The organism is Thalassobacillus sp. CUG 92003 (assembly GCF_013618635.1).
In the GTDB taxonomy this organism is placed as follows: domain Bacteria; phylum Bacillota; class Bacilli; order Bacillales; family Halobacillaceae; genus CUG-92003.
Genome location: NZ_JABLSJ010000001.1, coordinates 375,155 through 388,183, shown reverse-complemented (window position 1 = coordinate 388,183; position 13,029 = coordinate 375,155). Strand labels below are relative to the sequence as shown.

The 13,029-nt window shown below is 45.9% G+C and carries 15 protein-coding genes; 3 read left to right on the top strand and 12 right to left on the bottom strand.

Annotated elements, in window-relative coordinates:
* Nucleotides 1-25 precede the first annotated feature (25 nt).
* Entirely contained in the window at nt 26-1,081 is a 1,056-nt protein-coding gene (locus tag HOP45_RS01780) for a dipeptidase (protein WP_181347179.1), read from the top strand.
* Nucleotides 1,082-1,376: 295 nt separating this feature from the next.
* On the opposite strand, the gene HOP45_RS01775 is transcribed toward HOP45_RS01780, so the two are convergent.
* The 5 genes from HOP45_RS01775 to HOP45_RS01760 form a co-directional block, all read right to left on the bottom strand.
* Nucleotides 1,377-1,592, bottom strand: a complete 216-nt coding sequence (locus HOP45_RS01775) for a YkvS family protein (protein WP_181347178.1) — start codon at nt 1,590-1,592, stop codon at nt 1,377-1,379.
* A gap of 103 nt (nt 1,593-1,695) precedes the next feature.
* Complete coding sequence (locus tag HOP45_RS20605; protein WP_255437439.1) at nt 1,696-1,824, bottom strand: hypothetical protein; 129 nt, start codon at nt 1,822-1,824, stop codon at nt 1,696-1,698.
* A gap of 320 nt (nt 1,825-2,144) precedes the next feature.
* Nucleotides 2,145-2,426, bottom strand: coding sequence for a hypothetical protein (locus HOP45_RS01770; RefSeq protein WP_181347177.1), 282 nt, complete (start codon nt 2,424-2,426; stop codon nt 2,145-2,147).
* A 65-nt stretch (nt 2,427-2,491) separates the two neighbouring features.
* Nucleotides 2,492-3,004 carry a hypothetical protein gene (locus HOP45_RS01765; protein WP_181347176.1) on the bottom strand — a complete coding sequence of 171 codons (513 nt, stop codon included), beginning with the start codon at nt 3,002-3,004 and terminating at the stop codon, nt 2,492-2,494.
* Between the two features lie 282 nt (nt 3,005-3,286).
* On the bottom strand, nt 3,287-3,667 hold the full coding sequence (locus HOP45_RS01760; protein ID WP_181347175.1) for a sigma factor: 381 nt from the start codon (nt 3,665-3,667) through the stop codon (nt 3,287-3,289).
* A gap of 215 nt (nt 3,668-3,882) precedes the next feature.
* On the opposite strand from HOP45_RS01760, the gene HOP45_RS01755 reads away from it, so the two are divergent.
* Nucleotides 3,883-4,386 carry a sigma-70 family RNA polymerase sigma factor gene (locus HOP45_RS01755; RefSeq protein WP_181347174.1) on the top strand — a complete coding sequence of 168 codons (504 nt, stop codon included), beginning with the start codon at nt 3,883-3,885 and terminating at the stop codon, nt 4,384-4,386.
* Nucleotides 4,387-4,626: 240 nt separating this feature from the next.
* A complete protein-coding gene (locus HOP45_RS01750; protein WP_181347173.1) occupies nt 4,627-5,814 on the top strand; it encodes a CapA family protein in 1,188 nt (395 codons plus the stop codon).
* Nucleotides 5,815-5,871: 57 nt separating this feature from the next.
* On the opposite strand, the gene HOP45_RS01745 is transcribed toward HOP45_RS01750, so the two are convergent.
* From HOP45_RS01745 to HOP45_RS01715, 7 genes are all read right to left on the bottom strand, one after another.
* A complete protein-coding gene (locus HOP45_RS01745; protein WP_181347172.1) occupies nt 5,872-6,636 on the bottom strand; it encodes a tyrosine-protein phosphatase in 765 nt (254 codons plus the stop codon).
* Nucleotides 6,637-6,924: 288 nt separating this feature from the next.
* Nucleotides 6,925-7,806: a sugar phosphate isomerase/epimerase family protein gene (locus HOP45_RS01740; RefSeq protein WP_181347171.1), complete on the bottom strand. Its 882-nt coding sequence runs from the start codon at nt 7,804-7,806 to the stop codon at nt 6,925-6,927.
* Nucleotides 7,807-7,825: 19 nt separating this feature from the next.
* Entirely contained in the window at nt 7,826-8,986 is a 1,161-nt protein-coding gene (locus tag HOP45_RS01735) for an ROK family transcriptional regulator (protein WP_181347170.1), read from the bottom strand.
* Between the two features lie 33 nt (nt 8,987-9,019).
* Nucleotides 9,020-9,994 carry a glycoside hydrolase family protein gene (locus tag HOP45_RS01730; RefSeq protein ID WP_181347169.1) on the bottom strand — a complete coding sequence of 325 codons (975 nt, stop codon included), beginning with the start codon at nt 9,992-9,994 and terminating at the stop codon, nt 9,020-9,022.
* Nucleotides 9,994-11,097 carry a Gfo/Idh/MocA family protein gene (locus HOP45_RS01725; RefSeq protein ID WP_181347168.1) on the bottom strand — a complete coding sequence of 368 codons (1,104 nt, stop codon included), beginning with the start codon at nt 11,095-11,097 and terminating at the stop codon, nt 9,994-9,996. The genes HOP45_RS01730 and HOP45_RS01725 overlap by 1 nt, the downstream gene beginning before the upstream one ends.
* An 18-nt stretch (nt 11,098-11,115) precedes the next feature.
* On the bottom strand, nt 11,116-11,898 hold the full coding sequence (locus HOP45_RS01720) for a sugar phosphate isomerase/epimerase family protein (RefSeq protein WP_181347167.1): 783 nt from the start codon (nt 11,896-11,898) through the stop codon (nt 11,116-11,118).
* A gap of 121 nt (nt 11,899-12,019) precedes the next feature.
* Nucleotides 12,020-13,012 carry a LacI family DNA-binding transcriptional regulator gene (locus tag HOP45_RS01715; RefSeq protein WP_181347166.1) on the bottom strand — a complete coding sequence of 331 codons (993 nt, stop codon included), beginning with the start codon at nt 13,010-13,012 and terminating at the stop codon, nt 12,020-12,022.
* Nucleotides 13,013-13,029: the final 17 nt, after the last annotated feature.

Below are 13,029 nucleotides of genomic sequence, written 5' to 3'. Positions count from 1 at the left end.
AGCATGCTCATAAAGGAGAATGAAAATGGACGATTTCCCTATCATAGATGGACATAATGATGTTTTGTTAAAGTTACATGAAACCGACCAGCCCCTTGAGACTGCGTTTTTCGAAGAATCTGCCGAAGGGCATATCGATTTCCCCAGAGCCGCCAGAGGAGGCCTGGCTGGTGGATTCTTTGCTATCTACAGCCCCACCCCTTCTTTTAAAAATAACCCTCAGAACCACCTCACCGAGCACGGTTATGATATCCCGATAGCTGCTGCTATTGATTACGAGTCGGCTAATCGGTTATCACAACGCATGATTGCTGATATGTACCGACTGGAAAAGCAGTCGAAAGGAGGGCTGCGCATTATTAAGAATATCGACAATCTCACACAGGCTCTCCACACTGACACGATGGCTGCCATTATCCATATGGAAGGGGCAGAAGCAATCGATTCAGATTTAGATGCCCTGCACGTCTTTTACCAGGCCGGGCTTCGTTCCTTAGGCATCGTGTGGAGCCGTCCCAATGCATTCGGCGAAGGCGTCCCTTTCCGCTTTCCCTCTTCGCCCAATACAGGCAGCGGGTTGACTGATCTTGGGAAAAAACTTGTGAAAGAATGCAATGCGCTCGGTATCATGCTTGATATGACCCACCTGAATGAAAAAGGGTTCTGGGATACGGCTCAGATCACGGACGCACCGCTTGTGGCCACGCATTCGAACGCGCACGCTTTGTGCCCCATGTCACGCAATTTGACCGATAAGCAGTTGGATGCAATCGGCGAATCAGACGGCGTCGTAGGGGTCACATACTCCTTGAATATGTTAAATCCGGACGGAAAGCCGAACCTCGATACCCCGATGGAAGCCATTATCCGTCATATAGAATACATCGCTGAACGGGTCGGCATCGATCACGTCGCACTTGGTTCCGACTTTGACGGTACGACGGTTCCACGTGCCGTGGGTGATGCGGCCGGGCTGCCTAAATTAATCGAAGCTATGCAGCAACGCGGCTTCAATAATGAAGCATTGAAGAAAATCACTCACGAAAATTGGGTGCGCGTTCTAGGAGCTACATGGGCCTAAATCAAAACAAAGGCGCAAACGCCCCGGGAGCTCCGACACGCATAAGCAAATACCATACACCAATAAGGTGCTCGAAACGACCTTCTGTAACAGGAAGTTTTGACTGAAAAAGCTTTCATACAGCGTGATTATAGGTCCTACCTCGAAATCAAGTCTTACAGAATTCTGCCCTTTAGCAGCAAAAGACTCCGTTTCGAGATAAATATCCACTTCACATATCAACAACAAACTTTAACAAAAAACAGATGTCCCAAGCACAGTTAATCTGTCTGCTCAGGACATCTGTTTTGTTTATTTATTCCCTTGTTTCAATCACTTTATAGTTGGTGTGGGCAACGACCGTTCGATCATGGTCAAAATCAATTGATGAGAAATTCTCCATGATGGTAAGGTCGACAATCGCTGATCGCTGACAATTGCTCGGGATGACTCTCCCTTTAAATTCTTGACCACCTCGTTCGAAAACGACTATATCTCCTACGTTTGCGATTTTTTCATCTGCTTCAATCATGTTCCTAACACCCTTTCAAAGTAGTGACCAGGCCATTAATGTTTAGCCTGCTCATATTCTGAATTCTTAGTCCGATGACATAAGCCAAAAACCGTCGTCAGTATTAAGGACGCGTTGTCTTTATCGACTGAATTAATTCGTTGATCATCTGGTCGCTTGCTGTCAATAGGCCCTGGTCGGCTCGGTCAATCAAAGACATTAGTAATTCTTTTAATTCCTCTGCGTTCTCCATACATCTCTCCTCCTGCTTATAACAGTCCACGAAAGAATAATAGATTGTTAACAGCGGCTTGTAATAATTACTATTTTTAATATATTACTTGATTTTACATAATTCGGCAAGTATTAAGGTAAAATTTTGTCGACAGGAGGAAAATTATGGTGGTTATAAAATGGATTTCTCTATTTAAATGTTGAAAGCTAGTCTTTCAGATCACTAGCCTTTAATGCCTTAATAGAGCCAATACAAAAAAAGCATGCCTTCAAATGAAAGTGCACGCTTTTAAAGATAAAGAGGATAATTCGAATACGCGGGAAATGGCCGCGCTAAAATTATAATTCTACCAATTGACCACAACCTTGCAGTAGCACATTTTCAGGTTCGTAACGTTCAATAGACACGGGACCTTGAAAAAAATGACTCCCCTCCGTAACGACGATGATTTCGAAGGCATCACGTGCCGTGAACTGCTCAAACCATAGATAATCATTCATGAAATTCAGCATGACATACCACATTTCAGATGGCATGTCCTGGTAAACCATCATCCCGCTCTCGAACAATATATCGGATCGATCAGGTAAAATAACGGATGCTACATGGTGGTAAGCCATAGGAACATTCTCCTTCTTTATATGATGCTATTACTTACCTATACCCTTGAATCGCTTGGATTAAGTCAGTCCCTCTCATCTAATGTATCGGTGACGCCCCAAACCTTCTCGTACTCAGAAAAGTCATTGATGGCTATATCCAAATCATGAAAGTAGCGATGCATCTGCACGACATCCTCCGTTTGCTGATCATCTATAATCTTTGCAGCAAGATCATCCATTGCTTGTAGATCATCTTGAGCCACAGGAGCATCAGCCCCTAGTTCCTCTTTGATGAAAACCACAATTTTATCGGCCTGCTTACTTTGACTTATCCAATCTAATGAATCACTGCGGCCCCACCCAACTGTTTCATTATAATACTGGTGCCCTTCCGCTATAAATTTTTCAATAGAGAGGCTGCTTAGGTTCTCGCCTTCTGTTTCTTGTGCCTCACCTTTTTCAACAGCTTCATCGGTTATATCTCCATCCTCTTGTTGGTTAAGTATATCACCACTCAGCAGGTACACCATGACACCTGTCCCTATTATGATTAGGCCAATCATCGCACTTAATGTCCATTTGTACCATTTTTTCATGCCCTGTGCTCTCCTTTATTAAAAGCATTACTTATATACTAAGTTTTAAAAATAAGGTGAATAACCTTGGGAGAATCTCGGTTGCACGAGCGCAATTATTAAGAGTGGTCATCGAGGTCATGCGTATGCGGATTTCAAACTGCTCCTGCTATTTACTTTCTCCATTTATCTGAAAAATCCTTTTTCACAAAGATGATCCCGTAATTTCTTACGGGCTTGCCTTCCCCAATTTTTTACGGCATCACATGTCGTATGCTCGATTTTTGCAATTGCCGCAACAGGCTAATCCTCGATAACATAATAATACACCCACTTCCACTGTTTGTCGGTCAACACAGACTGAACCTTATTCCAAAGATACTGATCTTCAATGTAATCCTCAGTCACGTAAGTTTGTTCATGTATCGCTTGCTGCCTGTAACCGGCTTCCACCTCCTGCCGTCGTATGTCTTTCCGTAATAAATCAATCAGCCGTGTCCGAATTTTGAAACTCATATAGGAAGAAAAGGAACCTTTTGCAGAGTCATAGGTTTCATATGCTTCCCACATAGCCAGCAATCCCTCTGTGTAATAGTCGCCCGCGTCATCCTGAATATGTAAGCGATGGATAAAATAATGAATCAAACGACTGTTCTCCTTCACAACCTTTTCAAATGCGTCCATCCCATCCCTCCTCTTAATTTCCCTTCCACTACAGTTATCGTGTTTCCGATAAGAGTCGGGGTCATAAAAAGGCAAAATAGCGCATTGATTTCCAAAAAATACTATTAATTTTCATTTTTTTGAAAATTTACCTTGTGTTATATTGCATAATTCAAGCATAATGGATATATAAGTAAGATGATCATTACAAAATATCTAACGGAAGAGGTTGTGTTATGGTACAAACGAACGACAAATCTACTTTAAATTTTATGGACTACAAAGGGCTCGCCATCAGCGTGCTGAAAAAATTGAATGCCCAGGATTCATGGGATGATCATTTACAAGATGCTTATCTCGTGTTCTTGAGAGCTGAACAATCCTACGACCGTTCCCGAGCCAAGTTTTCCACCCACTTTGAAACACTTCTCTATTATCACTTTTTGACCCAGTTCCGGAAAGCCTCCCACCAGGCAGAACTTCTACAGAAATATGGCCCGCAACTACTCCCCTCAACAGCTTATGTTTGGCAGGACAACCTGCTCACGATAGACATACTGCGAAACGCCCACCTAAGCCAGCGCGAAAAACTCACCACTCAACTTTCCCTGCAAGATAAATCCATTCAGCAGATTGCCCTGTTATTCAACCAAAGTCCTTCCACGATTAAGCGCATTCGCAAGAATATCCGCCAGAAGCTTATTGAAGCAGGTCTGACAAACGACCACAGCTGGCATTAAAGCAATTCGTTCTCTAAAAAGTCATACATATAAGGCTGTCATAACAAATAGGGTGTCGCCCTTTGTTATGACAGCCTTATTAAATTTGACGTGTGAGGGGGATGCTGGTCTGTCTTAATAGAACGTATGCACATCTATCAGAAGCTTCAGATTTGCATAGAACAATGGTATAATTGTCATAATATGACGATCGTTAATCTTTTTTGTTTAAAACGTTAGACCTTAAGGAGACCGCTTAATATGATAAATTATGCAAAAATAATGTACATAACCCTATTCGTATTACTATTAAGCGGCTGCAACCCCTTCGCAGCTGATGAAACGACACAAAAGGAACGTTCAGCAGATCATATTTCGTTTTCTCAGCATAATCCTCATCAAAAAGCACAGCCCGATATATTTATAAAAAACATCAGCATTTCCGCTATCGGAGATATATTAGTCCACAAACGGGTGTACCGTGATGCAAAGACGAATGACGGCTACGCGTTCATGCCCATGATGAAACAAGTCAAACCCTATTTGAATGACACCACGATTTCCATCGCTAATCAGGAAACGATGATTGCAGGGCAGGCACACGGACTATCAGGTTATCCCACCTTCAACACGCCAAAAAGTATGGGTAACACGCTTAAATCGTTGGGGATCGATGTCGTATCCCTGGCGAATAATCACACGCTTGATCAAGGCCCAGCAGGCGTGAAAAGCGCCATTTCGCATTGGGAAAAATTAGACATGAAGTATACTGGCGCTTATAAAAGTCAGCGGGATCGTGAACGCTTACGTGTTTTCCAATCGGACGCCGGCATCGATACCGCCTTTTTGAGTTATACATACGGCACGAATGGCATTCCTGTACCAACAGGGCAATCGTACCTCGTCAACACAATCGATTACGCTCAAATGCGCCGGGATATCAATAAAGCGAAGCAGCAGGCAGATGCAGTCGTGCTCAGTCTTCATGCAGGAGACGAGTATGAGCCGCTTCCTAATCAATTACAAAAGAATGTCGTCCAGTTTGCAGCGGACCTTGGGGTAGATGCCGTGATCGGTCACCACCCCCACGTTCTGCAGCCGATCGAATGGGTGGAGGGAAAACAAGGAAACCGCATGCTGGCGGCGTATTCGCTCGGTAATTTCTTTTCCGGTCAAACAGCGTTGAAAAAGCGAATCGGAGGCATCCTGAAATTCGACTTGGAAAAAAGAAAAGACGCACAGGATACGATTCAGGTGAAACGGCCTAAATTTCTATTGACGTATGTGACCAGCGCCGGTCCTCACAATTTTGAAGTCCTCCCCATGCACGACCTTGATGAAGCTGATCTTGAGGACCATCAAAACGTCTATCTGGAAAGCAAGCAGCACGTGTCCCAGTTCATGCCCGAACTAAAATTTGTAGGGTCCCCCAAAGGTGGAGAGGGCTAACGTGCCTACGAAAAAAGCGATCGCCTGTGATAAGGCGATCGCTTTATTAGGGGCAAATTAAAAAATGCCGAAACGTTTTTTCCTGCGAATCACTTCAGGTTGGTACTGAATGCATTCTTCATTACTATACACCCGTTCTGCATTTTCGAGAAATTCATACCGTGTTTCCTTACCAAACGTATTTTCAAGCTGCTCATAAGCTTCCCTCAGCAAAAACGTATGATCCGATGAATTTCTTGCCTCTGAGGCAATAAGGTGAGCTAGATTGTGCTCAATCATTTGGTAGCTGAATTTTTCAACTTTTTTACCGTGTTTTTTCATAAGAGAAGGGGCGCCAATTTGTGTAACTGCGCCGTTTTTTACAAAGGTGTAAAGTAAATCGGGATGTTCGCGCAAAGCACTATTTTGTTCGGGATGCGCAATGATAGGGGTATATCCGGATACTTGCATGTTAAATAGAAGGTTGGTTGTATAAGAAGGAATATGATCGGGTGGAAACTCAATTAATACATAGCGACCATTTTCATTCAACGGTTTAAGTAAACCTTGCTGATAATTTTCCAGAATATCTCCTGATAAAATGGAAAGATTGCCCGGTTTTACCGTTATGTCTAAGTTCTCTTCATTGATCGCTTCAATCAATTCATCCAGACGCTGATCAATCTCATCCGCCTGGATATCATACGTGCCATTCGCTCGCGGCGTGGCCATGATAATATGAATCCCCTCATCTACAGCTTGTCTGAGCATTTCCACACTCTCTTGCAAATGAGCCGGACCCTCCTCCATTCCATGGAGTATATGGCAATGAGTATCAATCATATAGGGTTCCACTCCTTTAAAATTTCTGTACCAATTATACAATAAAATGACAAATATTAGAAGCAAATCTAATGGAAAACTATTACCTAATTTTGCCTTTTTCAAACCCCTATCCCTCTATAAATAAGGCTTTATACTCAGTAAAATGCGAAAAACCCAACCTTTTAACCTCTTATATCATTCTCTAAATCCCCCCATTCTTTGGGGGTCCAGCATTTAAGCGTACCTGGTACACATCAACGTTTTTCAAAACAGCCGGGCGTGCCATTTTGGCACACCCGGCTGTTTTCATTTATTCGATTTTGTACCAGGTACGTGGTCGAGGTAGTGTTTGGAGAAGAGGAGGGCGTGCTGGGTTTTGGTTAGGGTGCCTTCCCAGACTGGGTCTTCGTGTTCGATGCTGAGCATGCCGTCATATTCAACGGCGGCGAGTTCTGCTATAAGCTTGGACCAGTTGAGCTCGCCTAATCCTGGCAGCCGATACCGCCACCAGCTGAAATCGGTTAAAATACCTGTCCGTTTTAATTGGTCGTAATCGATTTCCGTATCTTTAACATGAACGTGGAAGATGCGATCGCCAAACTCCTGGATCGGCAAGTACGGATCGATGAACTGCCACACCGAGTGTGATGGATCATATGTCAAACCGACATTGGGAGAGTCCAAACGAGCAAATAACGCTTCCCACATTTTCGGGGAAATGGCGATATTCCCCATCAAGGGACAATTCTCAAAAGCGAGTTTCACGTTGACGCTTTCTGCCAGCTCTACCACCTCGCGAAAATATGCGACGACTTGATCCAGACTATTTTCAGGCTTCGAGCGAATCGCGTCGTAATCATCATACCGCTCCCGAGGTGAAACATTGGCAATCCCTGTCGAGGTGATCACGAGCGGAATCCCGAGTTCCCCGGCTTTTTTGATGCGCCGCACTAATTCTACCCGATGCATGCGAGCCTCTTCCTCATCCTCACTCAAAAAATTTCGACAGTATGTCAGCCCGCCCACCGTAATCCGCTCATCATTCACGACCGATTCCAATTCTTCAAACGGTACGTTAGGCCCGACTTCCAGGGCTTGAAACCCATTCGCCACGGACCAATCCGCAATTTCTTTGATATCCGTCCATCCTTGTTGAACGAACGCGTTTGTTAAAAACCCCAATTTCATAGAGACATCCCCCTTTGCTCTAGTTGATTTCCAAGGAAATGACACCGTATAAAAGTGCCACACTCGCTGCGCCCGTGACCCCAAGCTGCTCACCGAGCGACGTCCTCGAGACTATCACGTCTCTTTTTCTGGCTAGAAACGACCTGGTATTCACGTGATGGTCGACTTCGGCAAGTAACGGTGTGTTTTCTTGTGCCAAACGACCGCCAATAATGATACGGTTCACATGGAACATGTTCACAAACGAAGTCAGCACGATGCCAATCTGCTTTCCTGCCTGGCGCAAGGCACGATCGGCTTGAGCATCGCCATCTGCATAAGCCTTTAACAGCTCATCCACCGACCCTATCCCCCACTCGGATAAGATCGCTTCTTCCGATGCGTAGCGTTCCAGGCACCCGTGATTGCCGCACCAGCACGGTTCTCCTTCTGGCTGATACGTGGCATGCCCCAGTTCCCCTGCTCCAGTCACATCACTGCGGTAGATTTGATCATTCACATACATACCGGCCCCGATCCCCTGGCCCATATATACACTTAAAAAATCTGTTTCCGTTTTGCACGATCCGAACAGCTTTTCCCCTAAGGCCATTCCGCGTACATTATGGTCTAAATAGACGGGCACGGCATACTCAGCTTGAAGCTCGTTTACCAAAGCCACCTCGTTCCAGCCCAGGTGCTTGGCTTCTAATAACACTCCACGCTCAAAGTCCACTAAGCCAACCGATCCGATGCCAATCGCTGCTACGGTCAGATCTTCATGCGCTCTCAAAAATACTGTCAATTCATCTTTCAATAAACGCAGAAAATCGTGTTGATCACACCCGTCCGGCAGCCAAAACTGTTGTTCAGCGATTACATTTCCTTTCAGGGTCACAATGCCGAGTTCGACGCGATCACTGCGAATGTGGATGCCGGCCACTAAACGGGCTCGCTCATTAAGGTCCAGCATCATCGTTTTTCTTCCGGCTTTCTGAGACTCGCTCCGCCGACTGCCCGCTTCTGACACAATGCCTTCCGACATGAATTCATTGACGATGTTCGTAATGGTCGCTGGGGTCAATTTTGTATTCGACGCGATTTCCTGGCGCGTCGTTGATTGCAGACGGATGAGTGTTTGAAACACCAACGAGCGATTAAATTGTTTTGCTCGAGTTGTGTTTTGCCCAATAAATGACATAACCAACCTTCCTTTCTCGCGTTACAGCTTGCATTAAAGGCTTACCCTGGCCAGCCGCAATTCATGCGCCCCGTCTTCCCTAGAGTATTCATAGTAGTACATGATTTCATTGCGATGCACAATCGCATCAACGTAACGGACTGCTTTCCCTCCAGCTGTCTCCAACACCGGTCCGGCAGGGGTCACCTTGGCAAACGTGTGTAAATCAACGGTCACTGCTAGAGCTGCTTTTTCTTCATAGTTTTGTTCGACGCCTACGCTGCCGTCCCACAATACGGTATAACTTCCGGCAAACGGAATGATTGTTGTGAGACGCGCTTGATATTGGTCCCACCCTGAGCGACTGACCGGTAAAATGGTCGATACCCATTCAAAATGGAGGCCGTCCGTACTGGTTGCCATTGCTGTCGGGGCAACAGCCAGGCCGGTGTTGTGCACATCCCCGGTTTTATGCATATCACGGTCAGGTTCACCAGCTCCTCCGTCTGCATAGACGAAATACATCACATAACCGTCGTCTGTTTTGACCACATAAGGGTCTTTTACACCTTCCACACCTGAGAAATCTCCTGCTCGTAAAACGTTCTGTCTGCGGTCCGCGTCAAATTCAGCCGGGGATGCAGCCTCGATCACATCGATGCGCCAGCGGTTGTCTGCTGGGTCCACGTAACTGATGTAAAGCCGATAAAGTCGATCATGTATTTTTACAAGAGCAGAACGTTCAATCGAACTCGACTGCAGCTCCTTTTTATGCAACCGCCACATATCCGTGAACTGTTCGCCGTCCTTGCTGCTGGCGATCCTCACTTCAAAGCCTCGTTCGTCTTCTCCATAGCCACGGGGATTGCGAAGGCGGTAGTATAAATAAAACGTGCTATCCTTTTCATCAAATAGTACGGTGGGAGCCCCGGCCCAAAATCCAGCTTCATTTCCCTGCGGCTTAATGACCGCTACACCTGTCTCAGGGTCAAAAAGCGGAGCGGTTTGCAGTTGGTTATGATGCGACATCACTCATACTCCTTCCTTTTTTGTGGCGCGTCTACTTCGCTAAGCAACACGTTGCGCCGTTCTTCACTGGACCTAATACCTGCGTCAATGACTTTGGCTGCCTGAGCTGCATAATCAAACGACAATTCATACGGCGCGTTAAATTGAATCGCTTCATAAAATTCATGGTATTGCTTTCCCCGGGCGAGTCCGGAAAATTGATGCCGGTCTTCTATTTTCAATTCTTCGTTCTCTTCAGCCCAGGAACCATCTGCATTTCGCGATCTCATGAAAACATGGCCATGAACATCCATCGAGATCGCTGATTTCGTCCCGACAATTTCCAAACCATCTCCATCCTGCGGCAGTAACCTGGAATTATTCAGCGTCACAAGGGCCCCGTTTTCCATTCGAATGACGATAACGGAAAGGTCGTCATTCGTCACGGTGCCATAGCCGGATTCATCGAGTTGGCGCGAGGTGACATACGTGCCGACATCAGCCTGCACTTCAGCAATTTCCCCGCAATGCGCGTTCAGAAAAAATTGCACCAAATCCACTTGATGAATGCCGAAATCGGCAATCGAGCCTGCCCCAGAGGTTTCCTTTTTCATTCGCCATTCCAATCCGACATTAGGGTTACCGATTCGACCTCCACCTAGTTTATGGCGATAAGAGAAAATATCCCCGAGTTCACCTGCTTCAATCGTTTCTTTGATCAATTGAGCGTACGGATGGTAGCGATACTGCATCCCCATATAATGGACCACGCCGGCTTCTCTGGCATCGTCAGCCAATCGCCTCGACTCCTTGAAGTTAATGGATAAGGGTTTCTCACAAAATACCGGCAGCTGACGCTCAAATGCTTGCCGTGCGATCGTGCCGTGTGACGCGTTGTCTGTACAAATGGTGACCGCATCCACTCGTTCTAGCAACGCGTCCAGACTCGAACAGATGATCTCGGGTGAAAGCTCATGTTTCTCCACCCACAAACGGGCATGTTCGGGTTCGATGTCATAAACGGCGGTCAGCTCCCATTCCGGTACAGCTTGAATGCCTGCTAAATGATCCGATGCAACCCCAATCGTTTGCCCCGTTCCGACGATTCCGATTCTTAAGCTCATACTTTCAATCCCTCCGTGTTATTTTTTCAAGGTTTCCAAGTAGGCAAGGGAGGCGCGCACACTCGCTTCGACTGATGAAAACGTGCCGCTATACGCCTCACCCCACTCTGCTTCAAGCGTAGCGGTTTCTACATAGCCTTCCATAGCAGCAAACAAGGCAGGAATGTCCATCTCCCCTTCCCCCATTTCAACAAACCGATTCTGGCGTACGTCGCGCAAATGTACATAGGAAATACGTTCGCGGAATTCTGCCATGAAATCTGCTGGGTCAGTACCTGCCCTAAAAACCCAGCCCACATCCAAAGCCACGGACACATAAGCTGCGGACGTTTCGGCGAGCAGCTGCCGGATTAGTGTTTGCTCCCCTTTAAACTCATGGTCATGATTATGGTAGGAAAATGAGAGCTGGTGCTCAGCTGCTTTTTCTCCTAAAGCCTGGACATGGTCAGCTAACCGGCTTACATCCGATTGCTGATCTCCCCATGTACTAAACAACACACGGTTAGCTCCGGCATGTTTGAGTCGTTCCATTTTCTGCAGCAAAAACGTCATGTGATCGTCCGTAAATGCATCCGTAAAATACGGCACCCCCATATGAGCCGCTTCAAATTTCAACCCATGTGATTGTAAAACTTCATTTACCGCCTGTTCCTTTCCTTCCGGGATGAAGTGTGCTCCCATTTCAATGCCGTAAAACCCTGCTTCCCTAAGCCAATTCAGCACCTTGTCTGCTTCCTGGGACAAAAAACCATGTTCCTGCAGCACATGGTTCCACGGCAAAAGATGGCACCCTATTCGCATTGCTTTCTCTCCTTTTAATTAATTTAATGAATTTATTAATTCGTTTAAAATGAAAACCTGGGACAACCTACATGCATTAAAACAGACGCCCTGTCGTAATGAATTCGGTTGACCTCAGGTTTTACGCGTTATTCTGAACGGACTGCCGTTCAATTAATTCGGTGGCCAAATTATAGTGGCGATCGACGCTTTCGGAGGTCAGCAATTGAAAGATCAAATGAACAGCCAATGCCCCCGCCTCATATTTGGGCTGCCGGATGGTCGTCAGCGGCGGTGAAACATACTCTGCGAGCTGAATATCATCAAAGCCAATGATCGAAACATTCTCAGGCACGGCGATACCTTTTTCAGCAAAGGCTTGCAGACCGCCAATCGCCATTTCGTCGTTGGCATAAAACACAGCCTCCGGTAAATGATGCTGGGCAATCAGCATTTTAGTGGCCCGGTAACCACTTTCACGCGTAAAGTCCCCGGATATTTTCCATTTTGATTGATAGGTGATATTGTATTGCTCCAAAGCACTCCGATACCCTTGGAACCGTTTATTATTATCATGGGAATTATAAGGTCCGCTAATATACGCTATGTTCTGATGCCCATTATGGATCAAATATTCCGTAGCAAGAAACCCGCCATGCCGGTTATCAACTTCCACTTGCAGGACATGATCACTCTCCAATTCCCTGTCTAACACCACCACCGGAAAATTTTCGCGGGCAGCGTTCACGATCATGCTGTCGCTGATGTTATGCGCCAGCACGATGACCCCGTCAACACGTTTTTCCTTCAAAAATTTGATCGCTGTCGACTGTTCCCCTCCGATTGAACTGCATGCCACCAAATCGTAGCCATTGGCGGATGTCACTTCCTGAACGCCTTTGATCAACTCTGAATAATAAGGACCAGACAAGTCACTTAACATAAGGGCAATCGTATTCGTTTGTGTTCGCTTTAAATCAGAAGCAATGCCATTTTTTTGATAATTCAAATCTTCGGCAGCTTTCTGAACTTTTGCCACAGTAGCCGGACTCACCTTTTTTACGCCGTTCAAGGCATAAGAAGCAGTAGAAACGGCTACACCCGCTCGTTTTGCCACATCTTTGATTGTTGCCATCTTTTGTCCCCCATTTG